This is a genomic window from Ochrobactrum sp. A-1 (assembly GCF_022488005.1).
Lineage (GTDB): Bacteria > Pseudomonadota > Alphaproteobacteria > Rhizobiales > Rhizobiaceae > Brucella.
Map to the genome: position 1 here is coordinate 566,367 of NZ_JAKVQC010000004.1, position 18,634 is coordinate 585,000.

Sequence of the window (18,634 nt, forward strand, 5' to 3'; positions counted from 1 at the left end):
CTCCCATGCCAAAAATCGACAGGGAAGCTCACTGGCGAGCACCAAGAGGCGGGCGCTCTATACTGCAATAATTTGAACGGAATGCGCGAGCGTGAATCCTCGAGTCAATGAAGATCACCTGCGTGCCGTCAAGCCGGGATCGCCGCATCCAAAATCATTTCCATGATCAGCGCACCAACTGGGGCCGACACGGCGCATCTGCATCTCAAACACATTCGATCTAACTGGAGATAAGTGCCACGACCGGCGCGAAGGGCCGGAGTCATGCTTCCCGGTTCAGATATCTCCTCCCGGAGACTTCTTTCTCTTCCGCGGAGTTTCAAACGCAAGGAGAGACGCCGGAGCGTGAATTTTTGGCCGTTACCATTACTATTTTTAAGAAGTCTAATATTAGAAGTTATTATAATACCATTCTAATACGGCCAAAAGTTCACGCTCCCGGTTGAGAGAGTTCAATCTACAGATCATGACTTGAAGCGGTTCCTCCGGCTCGTCGCTATAAGTCTTCTCGAAGACGAACAGCAGAGGAACTTCCGGCATGGAAAATCTGGACGATGGCGACACTTATGTTTTCGAACCTGCGGTAATCAAGCTCACCCCGTATGATCGCCGCCTCAAAGAACTCCGCGATCTGCAGGACAGGCGTGAAGAACTTTTAACCTATCCGGACAGCCAGCGCCGCATTGCAGAACTTGAATACCAGATCAAGAAGGCAGAAGAGCGCTTCGAGAAGGAAAAGAAGCGTAGCACCGACGATAACTGGCGTCGGCGACGTGATATTGATGAATGGCGTTCTCGGGGTGGCAGAGAGTTACGTAATGCAAGTCGCCGCAAGGTGCGTAACAAACCGAATGAAGACTTATCTCACCTATCACCGGAGCAGAAATTAAACCGCAAGCGTATTCAGCGTTCGGACGCCAATTTCGTCAAACGTAAGCGGAAGGCGGGCGTTCCAGCGTTCGATATTCAGGCGGCGCTCTTGGATCGCCAACTGCGTCGAGAAACTGAGACGAAAGCTGCAGATAACCGGGCTCACAATCTTTATGGCGTTTTTTGATCCGCAGACAGCTTTCCAAATGTAACGTCGCTTGTGCAAAACGATACGAAGGTCGAAATATGTTAAGTGAAAATCTGAAGCAGCAGTTCAAGGATTTAGTCGACAAATATAGCCAACGTCGATCGAACGTCATTTGGGCATTGGATCGATTTCCTTGGCGAGATCCATGTCCCGAAAAACCCCGCATCCGGGTGAAAGCGGTTTATAGAACTCTTTCTAAGTCGAGCAGCGGATGCTCACCTAAGCTCGTGACCGACGAATGACCAAGCCCCGTTAACCAAGCCAAGGCCGTTCCGGGTCTTCCGGGTTGGCGACAAAATCGGTTCCGGTCTGGCGTTGCCGGGTCTGAGCGCTCGGTGCTCCGACGGATTTCTCTGCCGGTGACAGCGCAGCGATAACGATCAGCGCGACGAGACTGAACAGAAACCCCAGTGCAAACCAGCCAAGCGGGTCGCGTTTCTTATTGGCTGCGATGATCGCACTGCCCCCGCCGAATACCACGCCAGATGCGAAGAACACTCCCCAGAAGCCCATAATTCCCCCTTCGATTAGATGACCCGAGGGAACGAAAGGGAACCTTTGTCCGATAGACGATCCGAGCAGGAACTGAACTGGTCGCGTATTGGGTTTTCAAAGGCTTCCGGTTTTGTCCCAGTTTAAACCCGACAGAGCGAAAAGGTTCCTTTATGTCAATGGCTTACGTGATATCGTAGGAAGGGAAATGTGCAATGAAACTGGTCGGCTATGCACGGGTTTCGACAGTCGAGCAGAACCTCGATCTTCAGATTGCAGCATTGAAGTCTGCGGGATGCGCAGAAATCCTTACCGACCAAGGTTTGTCTGGTGCCGACTTTCAACGACCGGGCCTCCGAAAAGCTCTTCGGCATATGCAGCATGGTGACATGCTCGTAGTCTGGCGGCTCGACCGTCTCGGACGTTCGCTGGTCGATCTGATCCAGACTGTCAACGGGCTTTCCAAGCGAGGCTGCGAATTCCGGTCGCTCACAGAGAGCATAGACACCTCGTCGTCAGGAGGGCGACTGGTTTTTCATATGATGGGCGCAATGGCAGAATTCGAGAGGGCAATTATAAGCGAGCGCACCAAAGCAGGTATGGAAGCGGCAAGGAGCCGTGGTTCCCGGATAGGTCGGCGCCCCTCGATGTCGCAAGAGCAGATTGAAGCCGCCCGTCATGCGATTGAACTGGAACGGCGCGCACTCACAGAAATCGCTGTCAGTAACGGCGTTCATCCCAAAACCCTCGCCCGGCTCTTGCGCGATGCGGCTAAACCGTAGCATTTGCGGCCAGCCATTTTTCCAAAGCAGCAATCACACTCGGCTGAAGCCGTGTTCCTCTTGCTAACGCCATCCCCAAGGAGGCATTGAGGGGAGAAAAACCCATTTCCACCATCACTTGGCCGAGCGTCAGATGGCGTTTGGATATAATTTCATCGATACGAGCGACAGCCAGCGGAACCAGACATCGATTTACGGCTATTGGCGCGAGAGGTGGCGAGGCGGCGGCAATCGAGAGCATGAGCGCTCTGCTCGACCGAAGCCAGCTCAAAAATTCACGTTGCTCAACATGGCTGGCTTTACTCCACGCATTTTTCAGCTCGTGCAGCCGGGTGCGTCGGTTCCTGAGACCGGCAGCAATCGCGGCATCGGTGACGGTTCGATATTTTCCCGCTTTCAGATCGGCGTAGATGGTCGGATATTCTCGTTTGAGGCGATCCTCATAATACGCCGCGTTACGCACGGGCTTCTTTGCCATGCCGCTTTCCACCCTCGGTCTCATTAGATTAGTCAACCAGGTTCGCTGGTGCGTTTGGCATATCCGATGCTGCGCACGACGTCGGAGTGCGCCAAGCCAGCCAGCGACCTTCCCCGAGTCAAAGGCAGCTATCCCGCCGCACTCTCATTCAATCCACGGATAACTTCGACCAGCTTCTTTGTCTTCTCAAAGTCGAAGACCTGCTGCGGTCCCTCCGGCGCGACGTCGATGAACGGGCTCTCGTAGAGCAGGCCAGGATCCATCACGCCCTTCTCCGTCAGGTGCTCGATCACCATTTCGATGAACTCGATCTGGTCAGCCGTAGCGCCGCTGTCGGAGATGAAGCCGGAGAAGGCCTCGGCGACGGCCGCACGGTCGAGCCCGACCAGCGAGCGGACGAAGGTGCCAAAGCCGTGGGCCATCTCAGTTGCCTTCTCCAGATGCTTTGCATCACCGATGCCTGCAGCCAGCAGCATCGCCTGAAGTTCCTCGACGTCGACAGGCGTGAGCGGCTTGCCATGACGAAGTTTGGCGATGGTGATGTGATCCTCGTGCTCGCGCAGGAAATGCCGTGCCTTGCGCTTAAAGCGGGTGAAATCAACCTCACCGACCTCCGGTAGGTCGATTTCGGCGCCCTGACCGAGTTCATCCTCAAAGTCGGTGTAGACGATCTTGCGTTTGCCCTTCTCAATATGCTGCACGAGGCCGCGAAGTCTGAGCCGCACCAGTTCGAGCATCGGCACGGTGATACCCTCCCACCAAATATCGGAGAGGATGTCGAGGATCAGCGGATGCTGTGCGGCGATGATCGGGATCGCAGTCTGTTCGTCGAGCGCCGAGGCGATTTCGATCAACTGCTTCTTCAGCCTATCGAAGCTCTTCGAGCCCTTGAGCAACGCGAGTTCCAGGCCGAAGATCAGGAGATCGAAGCGTTTCGTCTCTTCCGCCTCGCTCTTCACCTCACTCGGCAGGGGGGCGACCTCTTCGAGCAGTTCGTTACGCATGGCGTCCGTCAGATCGCTCCAAGCCTCATCAGCTTTGTATTTCTCGACGACACGGCGCTTCCCGCGCACGATAAAATTATCGAAGTTCATGCTGGCGACATAGGTGCGCAGCACATCCAGTGCCTCGTCGCGGATCGTCCGCTCATCGAGCGGCTTCTCGCCTTCCCGCTTTTCGGCACCGGCATCATAGCTCTCCTGATCCGACTCCGCCATGCCCAGCCGCCGCTTCTCGTCCAGAGCGCGGACAAGGTCGAAGCGGGCGGCGAACAGCCGTTCGTTCAAGCTCCTGGTGTTTCGGCCATCGTCCGGCTGTGGGTTCTGGCGGAAGAATTCCAGGTTCTGGCAATAGTCGAAGACGCGGAAGAATTCCTTGTCTTCGCCGGGGCCGAACAGATCGGGGCAGAGCCGCGTGCCGCGTCCGATGATCTGCCAGAATTTCGTCTTCGAGCGGATCAGCTTGAACAGCACGAGATTAACCACCTCCGGCACGTCGATGCCGGTGTCGAGCATATCCACCGAGATCGCGATATGCGGATTACCGTCCTTCTTCGAAAAATCGTCGATCAGGCTCTGCGCGTATTCGGTCTTGAAAGTGATGACACGGGCGAAGTGGCCGGCGAGGTGCGGGTAGGCGCGGTTGAAGCGCTCCTCGATGAATTCGGCATGGCTCTGGTTCTTGGCGAAGATGATCGTCTTGCCGAGACGATCACCGCCGGCGACCTTCAGCCCCTCGGTCATCACATGCGCTAGCACCTTGTCGACGGTGTCGGCATTGAACAGCCATTTGTTGACGGCCTCGGCGTTGACGCTGTCGGGCGGGTCGCCCTCCTCCTCGTCCCATTCCAGCATGTCCCACTGCTCTTTCTCGTCATCGGAAAGATCGTCGTAGCGGATACCCTCGCGCTGGAATTTCAGTGGCACGGAGACCGAATGCGGCGGCACGAGATATTCGTCCTCCACCGCCTTGTCGAGCGAATAGGCGTCGGTCGGCACGCCGTCCTCAAGGTCGAACAGGCCGTAGGTGTTGCGGTCGATTTCATCCTTCGGCGTCGCGGTGAGGCCGACGAGCAGGCTGTCGAAATAGTCGAAGATCGCACCATAACGCTGATAGACTGAGCGGTGCGCCTCGTCGATGATGACGAGATCGAAATGACCGGGGCCGAAACGCGCTTCACCGGATTTGCGCTCGTCGATCAGATTCATCATCGTCGGATAGGTTGAGAGGAAGACGCGGCCCTCGCCGTTCTTCTCCGTTACCAGATTGACCGGCGACGTCTCCGGCAGCTGCCGCTTGAATTCGCGCACGGCCTGGTTCACCAGCGCCACGCGGTCGGCGAGAAAGAGCACGCGCTTCACCCAGCCGGCGCGCATCAAAAGGTCGACAAGCGCGATCACCGTGCGCGTCTTTCCGGAGCCGGTCGCCATGACCAGCAGGCTCTTGCGCTGCTTGTGGGCCTCGAACGTCTCGGCGACGCGGGAAATGGCGCGGGTCTGGTAATAGCGACCGGCGATCTGCTTGTGTATCGGCAGCCCCGCGATCGGTTTGCGGCTCGTGCGCCGCTGGATCATCAGCGCCAGCTCGTCCTTCTTGTAGAAGCCGGAAACGGCGCGCTGCGGATAGGCGCTATCGTCCCATATCCAATGCTCGTAGCCGTTGGAGGTGAAGATCACAGGCCGCTGACCGAACTGCTTTTCCAGACAATCGGCATAGAGCTTGGCCTGCTGCTGGCCGGCGCGGGGATCGCGCTTGGTGCGCTTGGCCTCGATCAGCGCCAACGGCTTGCCATCGTCGCCCCACAGAACATAATCGACGAAACCCTTGCCCTCGCTGTTCGGCATGCCGTCCACTGGAAACTCGCGGTCGCGCGGGTTATCCAGCTTCCAGCCCGCCTCCTTCAGCAGCAGGTCGATATAAAGGTCGCGGGTCTCGGCTTCCGAATAGTCGTGATGGTCGGATCGCGCCTCGTTCTCACGGCGGGCGACGGCTACTTCAGCGCGCAGGCGTGCGAGTTCCGCGTCGAGATCGGCCTTGTCGCGCAGCATGTTCTCGAAAGCCGCGTCCTTCGCCTCCATCTCGTCCTTCATGCGGGTGACTTCGGCAAAGGCGCGCTTCACTACATCGTTTTTGCGGGAGAGTGCAGCGGGATCGAAGGCGAGGCTGTCGGCGGGACGCTCCTTGCGCGCATAGGTGCGAGCCAGCCAGAAGCAAAGATGGAACAACTCGCGCACGGCATTGGTTGCCTCAGCGGGCTTTGTCTCGCGGCTTTCATGGACGGCCTGATTGCCGATCTTGATGATGACGCGCGCCTTGGAAAACACAGCTTGGCCGGCGAGCTTCTGGAAGCTCGGTTCGTGGATCAGCGCCGAGATATTGCTCTGATAGGGAAATTTCAGGCCCGGATCATGCGTGTAGGCCCATTGGACGGCCAGTTCCACCGTGCGCCGGGCATAGAAGGCTGCTGCCCGCGGATCGCCCTCCACTAATCCTTCCGCCCGCTTCGCGCTGTCGAAGATTTCGGGAAATTCGGCAGAGAGGAAGGCGAAGTTGGACATGGAGCCTCAGAGCTGACCGGAAAAGGCGCGGTGTTGGAGGGAGGAAAAAGCGGCGTCTATATGTTCTTGCGATTTATAGATTTGCCTATGATTTTCCTCAGCCGCAAGTAGCATGTTCTCAAAAGCCAGTTGCCTTTCTGCGGCCGGGATCAAAATCTCGACCGGGTATATTCGACTTCCCGAGATAAGTGGCTGCGCTGCTCGTCCTGCATACTGATTTAGGTTCGCCATACGCAGAGCCTCTGCGAGATATCTCAAGCGCAAGCCTGCCATGTTCTTAGATACGTATAACGCGTTATCCGTAATCCATGATTTAGGCTTCGTCACATGAACCGCTCCGCAATAGACACCTACACGGCCGATCGCAATTTGCGGATTATCGAACATGTAGGCCGAGTGACGACCGTTAATTCCGTTGCCGCCATAGACGGAATAAATGCCAGCGGTATCCATCTGCACAGATGTCAGGCCGTCGCCACTTGAGACTTTGATAAGTTCACCGAGCGGCTTTTTCTTAAGTCCTTTCGGATTGCTCACCGGATCCCCGAACATCTCCAGAAAGATCGACTGGGTGAGGCTGTCGAGCAGCGCGATAGCCTGACGGCGCTTCTGGCGCAGCTGATCGGCCTTATCCAGAATCGCCGCAATCCGCTTCTGTTCATCGAGGGGCGGAAGGGGGATTTCGAGGTCAAGGCACCTCTTATGATTGAGGTTGGATATATTTGTCGTTTGCTGCCCGAAACTACGTGCCGTCGCTTGGACGCGCGGAGACGAAAACCACCGATAGAGATATCGGGCGTCAATCTTCTTGTTTATTGTGCGCAATATCGAGGTGAAGCCACCAAACGTCGCTTGATAGGGCAGGTCGGGGACCCAACAACATTTGGCAACCAAATTCCAGCTATTCGCGCTCGAAACCAGAATATCTCCAGCCCGGACATTTTTTTCAGATTGAGCTAGCTCGCGAGGGACATAGACAAGATCATCATCCTCCAAGAACTCCTGTATGTTTTTAGTGCGTAGGCATGGAATTGCGTTCGCCTCGGCACCAGTCAGAACATCTGTAGGCTTGTAGGTAATACCACGGATGAATTCTCCCACATCCCCGAGACTTACCATTTCCAGACTCACAGCATCGCCTCCAGATCCTTCAGCCCCTCGGCAATCTCGTCCTCCAGCTTGAGCAGCTCAGCAATGATCTCCTTCGGTGGCCGATGCTCGGCGGCTTCGTGCACGACTTCCTTGTAGCGATTGAGCGACAGGTCGTAATCGGCGGCCGCGATCTCCTCTCGCGTCACCGTAAAACTCTGGCCGGTTCGCGGATTGTCGCGCTCGGTGCCGTTGCGCTCCCCCCAGCGGGCGACAACATCCGGCAGATTGTTCTTCGCGTGCTCGTCTTCGGTGAGCTTCTCCTTCGGCACCGGGCCGAATTTCTCCTCGGCCACCAGCATCTGGCGCTTGTCGTCAAGGCTCATGCCGTCGGCTTGCAGATCGTAAAACCAGACCTGATCCGTGCCACCGGAATTGGTCTTGGTGAAGAAGACGATCGCGGTGGAGACACCGGCATAGGGTCTGAAAACGCCGGACGGCAGCTTGACGATGGCGTCGAGCTTATGGCCGTCCACCAGCATCTTGCGGATCGCCTTGTGCGCCGTGGACGATCCGAACAGCACGCCATCCGGCACGATCACCGCCGCGCGCCCGCCGGGTTTCAGCAGTTTCAGGAACAGCGCCATGAACAGAAGCTCGGTCTTCTTCGTCTTGACGATGGAAAGCAGGTCGCTGGCTGTCGTCTCATAATCCAGCGAGCCGGCGAAGGGCGGGTTGGCGAGGATCAGCGAATATGTGTCGGCATCGTCGCCATGGCTGGACGAGAGTGAATCCCGGTAACGGACATCGGCGCCCTCGACGCCGTGCAGCTGCATATTCATCGAGCCGATGCGCAGCATGGTCTGGTCGAAATCGTAACCGTGGAACATGCCGTCATGGAAATGCCGATTGAGTGCCGCATCGCGGAACAGACTTTTATGATGCTCGCGCAGATATTCGCCCGCCGCGACCAGAAAGCCGCAGGTGCCGCTCGCCGGATCGCAGATCACGTCGTGCGGTGTCGGCTTGGTCAGCTCTACCATCAGCTTGATGATGTGGCGCGGCGTGCGGAACTGGCCGTTCTGGCCGGCGCTCGCGATCTTGCCGAGCATATATTCGTAGAGATCGCCCTTGGTGTCGCGATCTTCGAGCGGTATTTCCGCCAGCATATCGACAACTTTCGAAAGCAAACCGGGCGTTGGGATCGTAAAGCGCGCGCCCTTCATATGCTCCGCATGCGCCGTGCCTTTTTCTGCCATGTCGCGCAGGAAGGGGAAGACACTTTCCGACACAATGAAAAACATGCGCGTCGGGTCGTCATTCTTGAAACGCGACCAGCGCAGCATGGCATAGGTGATCTCTTCGGTAATCTCGCCCGTCTCTTCATCCCGCACGGTGCGATAGACGCCGTCTGGAAAGATCACCCGTTCCATAGGCCGGCCGAGCATGTTGGCCTTGTTCTCCTCACGGGTCTGGATATCGTCCAAGCCGCGCATGAAAAGCAGGTAGGTGATCTGTTCGATTACCTCGAGCGGATTGGCGATCCCGCCCGCCCAGAACGCATTCCAGACCTGATCGACCTTCGAGCGAATTTCACCTGTGAGCATGCGCAGTCCCTGTCAATATCCGAATCGGGTTTGACACTACGATATCAAGCCGTGCTACTGAAGATGCATCGGAGAGTTAAAGTGCTATGGGTGATGCATGAATCTGAGTGAGCTCGTTGGCCGCGTCATGAAGATCTTTATCACAGGCCAGGATCCGCGTAGTCTTCGAACGGTCGAGCTCGACAATTGGACAGGCGTCGCCATCACCGGACAGCCAGAGTTTTTCAAGAAGGCGCTTGAGGACGAAGTCCTCAGCCGATCTTGCTTCTATCTGTTGATCCGCTCCAGCGCCGATGACGACCTGCCGGAAATCTACGTCGGAGAAAGCGACGACTTTTCGCAGCGTTACACGAGCGGCAAGTTTCCCATCGAATTCGATTCCTTCCTCATTTTCACGAGCAAGGACGACAATCTGACACGAGCTCACGTCAAGTGGCTCGAGCGCGAACTGTGGTCAATTCTGAAGGGTAACAGTGGCAAGGTTCTGGTCACAAACACCAACAAGCCGACTGGTTCAAACTTACCTCGTGCAGACATCGCCACAATGCGGACCTATCTGAGCAACATGATATATGTGCTCGAGGCGCTCGGGTATGATCTGTTCTCCGTTCAGGAGCGCACATCTGCATCGCCAATGACCACCGGGCAGGCTGAATATCCTCTCGCTGGGACCGACGGCTTGGCGCTCAATCTCTATTCAACGCTGCCACGGCGCCCGGATGAGCGCGCATTCCTGCGCTACGAGAACGGCGCCTATACGTTAATGTCTGGCTCGAAGATCAATGCCAAGATCACCGATAGTCTGCCCGCGAATGTCAGAAAACTTCGGCAGCAGTTGATTGAGGATGGCGAGCTTGTCACACATGGTGATTATCTCGAACTCACACGAGACATACCATTTTCTAAGCCTTCTCCTGCGTCCGCGCTAGTTAAAGGCAGGAGCTCAACCGGATACATAGATTGGGCTAGGGAAATCGATAACATGCCTCCAGGTGCTATTCTTGGCATTGCTGCGACAGGCCAATCGCCGGACGATCCGGCACAGTGAGGCCACGCCCGGCCTATCGATTTACGAAATTGCCTTACATGAAACTGCCGTTATTGAGCCGCTGCACGCTCGGCATTCGCTATTGATGCTCGTTACTGTGCGATTCTTCAAGGGTCGTTTTACAGTGCTGCATAACGCGGAGAGGTGGCTGAGTGGTTGAAAGCACCGCACTCGAAATGCGGCATGGGGGCAACTCCATCGGGGGTTCGAATCCCTCCCTCTCCGCCATTTATTCTCCCTGAACGAACAGCCAGCCATCCGGCGCACATGGTCTGTCCTTTGCCCCTGCAGAATTGAGCGCACGCTTCTCCGCACCGCGCAAACCATGCTAGAAGCGTATCATGACCGTGTTATCCGACGTTGCTCCCATCTATCATCCGCCGCTCGATCCCTATGTCTCGATCCTTCATCGCGATCCGGGCTTTCTCGTGCTGGACAAGCCAAGCGGCTTGCTGTCCGTGCCGGGCCGTCACCCGGCACTGTCGGACAGTCTTGCAACGCGCATTCAGGAACAGTTTCCGCAAGCCGAGATGATTAATCGTCTCGACAAGGACACGTCCGGCCTCGTGCTGATGTCGCTCAACCGCAAGGCACATGCCGCCATCGCCTCGCAATTCGAGGCGCGGACGACGGAAAAGTCCTACGTCGCGGTGGTCTGGGGACGCGTCGAAGATGACGAAGGGCTGATCGATCTGCCATTGGCAATAGACCCGGCCAACAAGCCGCGCCATCGTGTCGATCATGAACATGGCAAACCCGCACAAACATGCTGGAAGGTGATGGATCGGGGCGAAAACACAACCCGTCTGCGGCTCTTTCCGCTGACAGGGCGTACACACCAGTTACGCGTGCATATGAAAGCGCTCGGTCATGTGATCCTCGGTGATGAATTCTATGCTGAAGGTGAAGCGCTCACGGCCGCAGATCGTCTGCTACTCCATGCGGAAGAACTGGCTTTCCGTCATCCCGACGGCCACGCCGTGACCTTTACCGCGCCCTGCCCGTTCTGAGAGCATTCATGTCGCAGAAAATCGAACCATCGGAACTGGTTGTTGACTTCGTCGGAGGCGCTGTCGGCCACCGGTTTCGCTCTGGCGAAGGACGCGGGCAGGCCCTCGCCAAGGCAGCCGGTTTGACCCGCGATGTCACGCCGGAGATCGTCGATGCGACGGCTGGCCTCGGGCGCGATGCCTTCCTGCTGGCCTCTTTGGGGGCAAAAGTGACGTTGATCGAGCGCTCAGAAAAGATGCATGCTCTGTTGGCAGAAGGATTGGCGCGTGCAGCTGCAGAAGGCGGTCGCTATGCCGAGACCATCGCGCGCATGACGCTTCTGCTGGGCGATTCCTGCCTGCTCCTGCCCGAACTGAAGCCGCAGGTCGTGCTGGTTGACCCGATGCATCCTCCGCGTGGCAACAGCGCGCTCGTCAAGAAGGAAATGCGGCAAATCCGCGAGATCGTCGGCACCGATCCGGATGCTGAAAAATTGATGCTGGTCGCACTGGAGGCCGCGCAGAACCGCGTGGTGCTGAAATGGCCCTTGCGCGCCGACCCGATGGCTGGATTGCGAAAACCATCCCATCAGATACTTGGCAAAAGCACGCGTTACGACGTGTTCGTCAAGGCCAGGATCAGCTGAGCATTCCGCAAAAGCTATGATTGTCCGCTACAACCTGTGGCGCGGTTGCGTGACATTTGATCGGAATAGATACTGACACTATTGCGGCCCTTCGCCTTGGCATCATACATGGCTGTATCCGCAGCCGCTAACAGTTCGGCAGCCGACTGACCATGTTTCGGAAAGCAGGCGACACCAATACTGCAGGTAACTTCTAGGAGTGTTCCGTCCATATCCACCGGTTCGCTGATCTTCCGCCTGATCTCATCCAACCGCGAGCAGAAATCGCCATCATCCGCCTGCAAAACCAGAATGAATTCATCACCACCCAGGCGACCAGCAAGTTCACCGTTGCGCAGCAAAAGTGAAATCCGTCCCGCAATCTGCTGAAGGAGCCTGTCACCCGCTGCATGACCCAGCGTGTCGTTGACCGGCTTGAACTGATCCAGATCGAGAAAACCGACAGCCACCCGCTGGGAACGAGCCGCCGCCTGTTCGAGGATCTGTTCAAGACTTCGCTCCAGGAAAGCCCTGTTTGCCAGTCCCGTCAACGTGTCGTGTTCGGCCAGATAGCGTATGCGCTCGTCGGCGATACGCCGGTCGATGGCAATTCCGGCCATTCCGGCGGCGGCGGTCAAAAACTCGCGGAGACCGCGATTGCCCGAGGGCTCTCCATCCACCACGAAGCCGAGAACACCGTGCCCCTTACCGTCCGCAGATGGAATCTCCATGGAGAATATGACCTTGTTATCGGAAACGAGAGCTTTCAGCTGCGCCTCAAGGTGTGTCGCAGATAGCGGTACAAATCCGTCTCTCAAAATGCTCGCCAGAGGCTGCAACGACGGTGCAGAAATAACAGTATCGTCAGCCCTATCACCGGTCACGACTGCAACACAATGAACACCAGCGGCAAGGCTCTCCAGCAATCCGGTCAGCTGATCAACGAATTCTGGTATGGCAACCGCACTCACCGTCATTTCCAGAATACGAGCCTGAGCCTGCATGAAGCGTTCAGCCCGCTTCTTGATGGAAATATCGCGAGACACGCCGACAACGCCAATGATGTTGCCGCTTCTATCCCGCAAAGGCACCCGCGAAATCATAAGCCAGCGATCAGCTCCGCCGCGCATGGCGCGCTCTTCATAGCCGAGATCCGGCTGACCGCTGTCCATGACCTGCTTTTCGATTTCAGAAATGCGGGCTGTGATCGCAGCTTCTCCGTGAATATCGAAGTCGGTAAGCCCGATGAGTTCATTGATGTTCGAGAGACCGTTGTTGCGAACCACCGCTTCGTTGGCGAACAGAAACCGCCCCTGAAGGTCTTTGGCATAAATGAAATCCGGTACGTGATTGATCATCGCAACGAGCCAATCGAGCTGCTCCGTGCCTATTATAGGAGTATTGTCGCCCGGCTCTCGTTGTAACCGCTGGGGCGCGTCATCCGCAGGGTGCGGATCACCGTTGATTTCTCCGGCACCTGGCGCCGTCTTATCTGCCAGACCTTTCATGGATTGAGCCCCTCCATGCTTGCTAGATCATATTAGCAATCTTTTTATTACTGGGAATGGCATAAAACAGTCGCCCACGCTTTACGTCATATTCGACACTCTTGTCCGTGTCTTTACGCGCAGCCTACAAACTGCCAACATCGCTTCTGTTGGTACAGTGATTTACGATTTCTGTGCCGGGTTCTCGGGATTTATTTTAGTAATTACTTCACGAAGCATCATTTCGATACGAGGTCTCATGAAACAGAGCATCGACCTGACGACTGCGCCGATCAAACAGGCTTTGCTGCTTTTCGCATTGCCGACGCTAGGTTCTTCGATATTGCAATCGGCGAACGGGTCGATCGACACAATCTGGATCGGACAGTTGCTGGGCGAAAATGCACTTGCGGCGACGACAAACGGCAATCTGGTGATGTTTCTGCTGACCGCTTTCGTCTTCGGTTTCGGCATGGCATCCACGATTCTGATCGGACAGGCGTTCGGACGGCGTGATATCGAAACGGCGCGTACGATAGCGGGCACCACAGTTGGCACTTTCGTACCGCTCAGTATCATCGTCGCCATCATTGGCTGGATGCTCGCCCCCAAAGTGCTGGAACTACTGGGGACGCCTGAAACTATCGAACCGCTGGCCCGTGCATTCCTGCAAGTCACGTTCCTGGCCATGCCAGCCATTCTGATGCAGACGATTTTGATGATGGCTTTGCGCGGCGGCGGTGATGCCATGACCCCGCTTATATTCATGGGAATGGCCGTCGTACTGGATATCGCGCTCAATCCCCTCTTCATTCTCGGATGGGGGCCGCTACCCGCGCTGGGGATCGCTGGATCGGCATTGGCGACAGCCGTTGCCAATTATATAAGCCTCGCGGCGATGCTTTATTACATCTATCACCGCGATCTTCCGTTGCGCCTGCGCGGCAAGGAGTTGTGGCTTCTTATCCCTGACAAGGAATTACTGCGGCTGATCTTCACCAAAGGATTGCCGATGGGCATCCAGATGATCGTGGTCTCAAGTTCAATGCTGACCATGATGCGACTGGTCAATCAGGAGGGTGTCGACACGACCGCCGCCTTCGGCGCCACGCAGCAACTCTGGACTTATGTACAGATGCCGGCCATGGCATTGGGCGCTGCTGTCAGCGCCATGGCCGCCCAGAATATCGGCGCTGGAAAATGGAACCGCGTGAGTTCGATAACCCGCATCGGCGCCATCTACGCAGTACTCATGACGGGAGCACTCGTCGTGTTGTTGCTACTCGCCGACCGGCAAGCGATGGAAATATTTCTCGGCCCAGACAGCGCGGCAATCCCGATCGGCCAGCACATAGGGCAAATCGCGACCTGGGGCTTCATCGCCTTCGGCGTATCGATGGTTCTTTTCGGAACGGTGAGAGCAAATGGTCAGGTTATCTGGCCGCTCGTTATCCTATTCGTTTCTATGTATCCCGTGCGTCTTGGGGTCGCCGTTGGCCTGCGCGAACAGCTTGGTTCGGATGCACTCTGGCTGAGCTTTCCAGCCGCAATGGTGTCAACCTTGCTGATGGCGACAATCCTTTATTTCCACGGAGGCTGGAAAAAGAACGCTTCTATGCGTATCGATGCTCACGAGCTTCAAGGGGAAGCGGCTTGCGTGTCGCAATCGACAGAAGCCGCCCCATCGAGTAATGCGTTCGCTCCGAATGCACCGCTCATCGCTGAAGTAAAGCCTGACACCTAGAGGCTCAGCTACAACCGCCTATCGACTAAAGGGCTTTTATGATCGCCGCGACACTTTCTTCTGTGGTCAGGAGAAACGTGTCCAGACGCAAATCCGGCTTCCAGGGCTCGAAGTGGCGTTTCAGTATCTGAGCCCAGCTCGGCAGGGTCAGGCCCTCTATGGGTGATACGCGCGTTTCCGCGCGATGGCGGTGTGTTGCGGCGTCGGAACAGACGACTTCAACCTCGAGCGATCTACGACCCGTTTCTGCCGCGACGCCTCTGAATGCCTGACGGGTGATTTCGATGGCGTTGACCGAGCCGACAATGACGGTATGGCCCAGTCGAAGGTTATCTGCCGCCAGCCGATAAAGCGCTACGTAACCTGCAGGGCCGACATCATTGTCTCCCGGCAGCGGCATAGCAGAGCGAATTGCCTGCTCGACCGTATCCAGGCGAAGATAACAGGCTCCGATACGAGCAGCCAAGGCTTGCGCGATCGTGCTCTTTCCAGAAGCTGGCAGTCCACCCAGGATAATCAGCATCAGGCCCCCTGATTAATTCAATTATACTCGCGGGCCTTAAAACTTCTATGACCGTGTCGAGCACACAATCCGAGATTATCTTCCGTTGGCGAACTTTTCCTTGAAACGCCAAAACCCCGCAGCATGGCTGCGGGGTTTTGTTGATTTGGTTGCGGGGGCAGGATTTGAACCTGCGGCCTTCAGGTTATGAGCCTGACGAGCTACCGGGCTGCTCCACCCCGCGATAAACTTTTGAGTGCCGTGCTTATGCCCGGTCTTGTTTTGTTTTCCGTCCTCGCCGGCTGTGCCGGCTGCGGTCGGAAGGGGCTGCTCCACCCCGCGATAAACTTTTGAGTGCCGTGCTTATGCCCGGTCTTGTTTTGTTTTCCGTCCTCGCCGGCTGTGCCGGCTGCGGTCGGAAGGGGCTGCTCCACCCCGCGATAAACTTTTGAGTGCCGTGCTTACGCCCGGTCTTGTTTTGTTTTCCGTCCTCGCCGGCTGTGCCGGCTGCGGTCGGAAGGGGCTGCTCCACCCCGCGATAAACTTTTGAGTGCCGTGCTTACGCCCGGTCTTGTTTTGTTTTCCGTCCTCGCTGGCTGTGCCGGCTGCGGTCGGAAGAGGCTGCTCCACCCCGCGCCAGGGTGTTTATTATGAACTGGTTTGGGTATTTTTTGGCGCCTGACGCTGATGCGAACTGTTTTGCATGTTTTGTTGAGAAGATGTTTTTATTTGTGTGCTTGGCAGACCTGGCAGCGACCTACTCTCCCGTGTCTTAAGACAAAGTACCATTGGCGCTGGAGCGTTTCACGGCCGAGTTCGGAATGGGATCGGGTGCAGCCGCTCCGCCATAACCACCAGGTCGGCGAAGAACACAAATATGAGAAGCTGGTTTAGGGCAGTAAGGCAGTAGGGGATAGGGCAGTATGTTTAGGCTGCGCCTGTCCTTTGCCTTCGTGCTTTGTCTTTCGTGCAGATAATAATAAGCACACGACTGTGTGCCGCCGGTAGTCCGGCGCCCCGTCCGGAGCGAAGCGGCTTTAGCCGCGACAGCGTGAGGACAGGAGAATGATTTTGGCTTGAACTTTGTTCAAACCAAAATGATGGATATTGTAAATGGGAGTGATCAAGTCGATCGAGCTATTAGTACCGGTAAGCTACATGCGTTGCCGCACTTCCACACCCGGCCTATCAACGTGGTAGTCTTCCACGGCTCTGATAGGGAATACTCGTTTTTAGGTGGGTTTCCCGCTTAGATGCCTTCAGCGGTTATCCCGTCCGTATATAGCTACCCTGCTATGCCGTTGGCACGACAACAGGTCCACCAGAGATACGTCCATCCCGGTCCTCTCGTACTAGGGACAGATCCTATCAATATTCCTACACCCACGGCAGATAGGGACCGAACTGTCTCACGACGTTCTGAACCCAACTCACGTACCGCTTTAAATGGCGAACAGCCATACCCTTGGGACCTGCTCCAGCCCCAGGATGCGATGAGTCGACATCGAGGTGCCAAACAACCCCGTCGATATGGACTCTTGGGGGTCATCAGCCTGTTATCCCCGGCGTACCTTTTATCCGTTGAGCGATGGCCCTTCCACGCGGGACCACCGGATCACTATGACCGACTTTCGTCTCTGCTCGACTTGTCAGTCTTGCAGTCAGGCAGGCTTATGCCATTGCACTCGACGAACGATTTCCGACCGTTCTGAGCCTACCATCGCGCGCCTCCGTTACTCTTTAGGAGGCGACCGCCCCAGTCAAACTACCCACCATACACGGTCCTGGACCCGGATAACGGGCCGCAGTTAGACATCCATAAAAACAAGGGTGGTATTTCAAGGTTGACTCCACAAAGGCTGGCGCCCCTGCTTCAAAGTCTACCACCTATCCTACACATGTCGTCACGAATGCCAGTGTAAAGCTATAGTAAAGGTGCACGGGGTCTTTCCGTCTAACCGCAGGAACCCCGCATCTTCACGGGGAATTCAATTTCACTGAGTCTGCGTTGGAGACAGCGGGGAAGTCGTTACGCCATTCGTGCAGGTCGGAACTTACCCGACAAGGAATTTCGCTACCTTAGGACCGTTATAGTTACGGCCGCCGTTTACTGGGGCTTCAATTCAATGCTTGCACATCTCCTCTTAACCTTCCAGCACCGGGCAGGCGTCAGACCCTATACGTCGTCTTGCGACTTCGCAGAGCCCTGTGTTTTTGGTAAACAGTCGCTACCCCCTGGTCTGTGCCACCCCCACCTAGTTGCCTAAATGGAGGTCACGCTTCTTCCGAAGTTACGCGTGCATTTTGCCGAGTTCCTTCAACGCAGTTCTCTCAAGCGCCTTGGTATTCTCTACCAGTCCACCAGTGTCGGTTTAGGGTACGGTCTATATGCAGGAGCTATTTCCTGGAACCGCTTCGCTGCAAGATCAATCCAATAAGACCTCACAACACACGCAATCCGTCACTACCTGCAGGCCCACGAATATTAACGTGGTTCCCATCGACTACGCCTTTCGGCCTCGCCTTAGGGGCCGGCTAACCCTGCTCAGATTAACTTTAAGCAGGAACCCTTGGACTTTCGGCGAGGGAGTCTCTCACTCCCTTTATCGTTACTCATGTCAGCATTCTCACTTCCGATACCTCCAGGATGTCTCACGACTGTCCCTTCACAGGCTTACGGAACGCTCCGCTACCACGCACAAATGTGCATCCACAGCTTCGGTGTATGGCTTTAGCCCCGGTACATTTTCGGCGCAAAGACCCTTATTTAGACCAGTGAGCTGTTACGCTTTCTTTAAATGATGGCTGCTTCTAAGCCAACATCCTGGTTGTTTTGGGATCCTCACATCCTTTCCCACTTAGCCATAACTTAGGGACCTTAGATGGTGGTCAGGGTTGTTGCCCTCTCCACGACGGACGTTAGCACCCGCCGTGTGTCTGCCGACTAGTACTCCCCGGTATTCGGAGTTTGATTAGGATCAGTAAGACGGTGAGTCCCCATAGCCCATTCAGTGCTCTACCCCCGGGGGTATTCGGTCGACGCTCTACCTAAATAGATTTCGCGGAGAACCAGCTATCTCCAAGTTTGATTGGCCTTTCACCCCTAGCCACAAGTCATCCCGATCTATTGCAACAGATATGGGTTCGGTCCTCCA

The 18,634-nt window shown here is 56.1% G+C and carries 13 protein-coding genes, 2 tRNA genes and 2 rRNA genes (1 of these 17 running past the window's edge); 7 read left to right on the forward strand and 10 right to left on the reverse strand.

Annotated elements, in window-relative coordinates; genetic code table 11:
• Positions 1-538 precede the first annotated feature (538 nt).
• Complete coding sequence (locus MKS82_RS12315) at positions 539-1,057, forward strand: hypothetical protein (RefSeq protein ID WP_240578893.1); 519 nt, start codon at positions 539-541, stop codon at positions 1,055-1,057.
• A gap of 273 nt (positions 1,058-1,330) precedes the next feature.
• Here MKS82_RS12315 and MKS82_RS12320 read toward each other — a convergent pair whose 3' ends face one another.
• On the reverse strand, positions 1,331-1,591 hold the full coding sequence (locus MKS82_RS12320; protein WP_240578894.1) for a hypothetical protein: 261 nt from the start codon (positions 1,589-1,591) through the stop codon (positions 1,331-1,333).
• Positions 1,592-1,785: 194 nt separating this feature from the next.
• Here MKS82_RS12320 and MKS82_RS12325 point away from each other — a divergent pair, with 194 nt between their 5' ends.
• Positions 1,786-2,352, forward strand: coding sequence for a recombinase family protein (locus tag MKS82_RS12325; RefSeq protein WP_240578895.1), 567 nt, complete (start codon positions 1,786-1,788; stop codon positions 2,350-2,352).
• Here MKS82_RS12325 and MKS82_RS12330 read toward each other — a convergent pair.
• The 4 genes from MKS82_RS12330 to MKS82_RS12345 all read right to left on the reverse strand — a co-directional run bounded on the left by MKS82_RS12330 (position 2,342) and on the right by MKS82_RS12345 (position 9,083).
• Positions 2,342-2,830: a hypothetical protein gene (locus tag MKS82_RS12330; RefSeq protein WP_240578896.1), complete on the reverse strand. Its 489-nt coding sequence runs from the start codon at positions 2,828-2,830 to the stop codon at positions 2,342-2,344. The two genes, MKS82_RS12325 and MKS82_RS12330, sit on opposite strands and share 11 nt — an antisense overlap.
• A 128-nt stretch (positions 2,831-2,958) precedes the next feature.
• Positions 2,959-6,387, reverse strand: a complete 3,429-nt coding sequence (locus MKS82_RS12335) for a DEAD/DEAH box helicase family protein (RefSeq protein WP_240578897.1) — start codon at positions 6,385-6,387, stop codon at positions 2,959-2,961.
• 6 nt (positions 6,388-6,393) lie between these two features.
• Entirely contained in the window at positions 6,394-7,518 is a 1,125-nt protein-coding gene (locus MKS82_RS12340) for a restriction endonuclease subunit S (protein WP_240578898.1), read from the reverse strand.
• Entirely contained in the window at positions 7,515-9,083 is a 1,569-nt protein-coding gene (locus tag MKS82_RS12345) for a type I restriction-modification system subunit M (protein WP_240578899.1), read from the reverse strand. Before MKS82_RS12345 ends, MKS82_RS12340 begins: the two co-directional genes overlap by 4 nt.
• 97 nt (positions 9,084-9,180) lie before the next feature.
• Here MKS82_RS12345 and MKS82_RS12350 point away from each other — a divergent pair, with 97 nt between their 5' ends.
• The 4 genes from MKS82_RS12350 to MKS82_RS12365 all read left to right on the forward strand — a co-directional run bounded on the left by MKS82_RS12350 (position 9,181) and on the right by MKS82_RS12365 (position 11,767).
• Complete coding sequence (locus MKS82_RS12350; RefSeq protein ID WP_240578900.1) at positions 9,181-10,131, forward strand: DUF4357 domain-containing protein; 951 nt, start codon at positions 9,181-9,183, stop codon at positions 10,129-10,131.
• A gap of 138 nt (positions 10,132-10,269) precedes the next feature.
• A tRNA-Ser gene (locus MKS82_RS12355) sits at positions 10,270-10,359 on the forward strand.
• 113 nt (positions 10,360-10,472) lie between these two features.
• Positions 10,473-11,141: a pseudouridine synthase gene (locus MKS82_RS12360; RefSeq protein WP_181394317.1), complete on the forward strand. Its 669-nt coding sequence runs from the start codon at positions 10,473-10,475 to the stop codon at positions 11,139-11,141.
• A gap of 8 nt (positions 11,142-11,149) precedes the next feature.
• Entirely contained in the window at positions 11,150-11,767 is a 618-nt protein-coding gene (locus MKS82_RS12365) for a class I SAM-dependent methyltransferase (protein ID WP_109988897.1), read from the forward strand.
• 14 nt (positions 11,768-11,781) lie between these two features.
• Here MKS82_RS12365 and MKS82_RS12370 read toward each other — a convergent pair whose 3' ends face one another.
• Positions 11,782-13,254, reverse strand: a complete 1,473-nt coding sequence (locus tag MKS82_RS12370; protein WP_109988896.1) for a diguanylate cyclase domain-containing protein — start codon at positions 13,252-13,254, stop codon at positions 11,782-11,784.
• A 238-nt stretch (positions 13,255-13,492) separates the two neighbouring features.
• Between MKS82_RS12370 and MKS82_RS12375 the strand changes: the two genes are divergently transcribed.
• Complete coding sequence (locus MKS82_RS12375) at positions 13,493-14,977, forward strand: MATE family efflux transporter (protein ID WP_109988895.1); 1,485 nt, start codon at positions 13,493-13,495, stop codon at positions 14,975-14,977.
• Between the two features lie 25 nt (positions 14,978-15,002).
• Here MKS82_RS12375 and MKS82_RS12380 read toward each other — a convergent pair whose 3' ends face one another.
• From MKS82_RS12380 to MKS82_RS12395, 4 genes are all read right to left on the reverse strand, one after another.
• Entirely contained in the window at positions 15,003-15,500 is a 498-nt protein-coding gene (locus tag MKS82_RS12380; RefSeq protein ID WP_109988894.1) for an AAA family ATPase, read from the reverse strand.
• Between the two features lie 146 nt (positions 15,501-15,646).
• Positions 15,647-15,723, reverse strand: a tRNA-Met gene (locus MKS82_RS12385).
• A gap of 500 nt (positions 15,724-16,223) precedes the next feature.
• A 5S ribosomal RNA gene (gene rrf / locus MKS82_RS12390) occupies positions 16,224-16,338 on the reverse strand.
• A gap of 260 nt (positions 16,339-16,598) precedes the next feature.
• Positions 16,599-18,634 (reverse strand): 23S ribosomal RNA (locus MKS82_RS12395) (it continues 874 nt past the right edge of the window).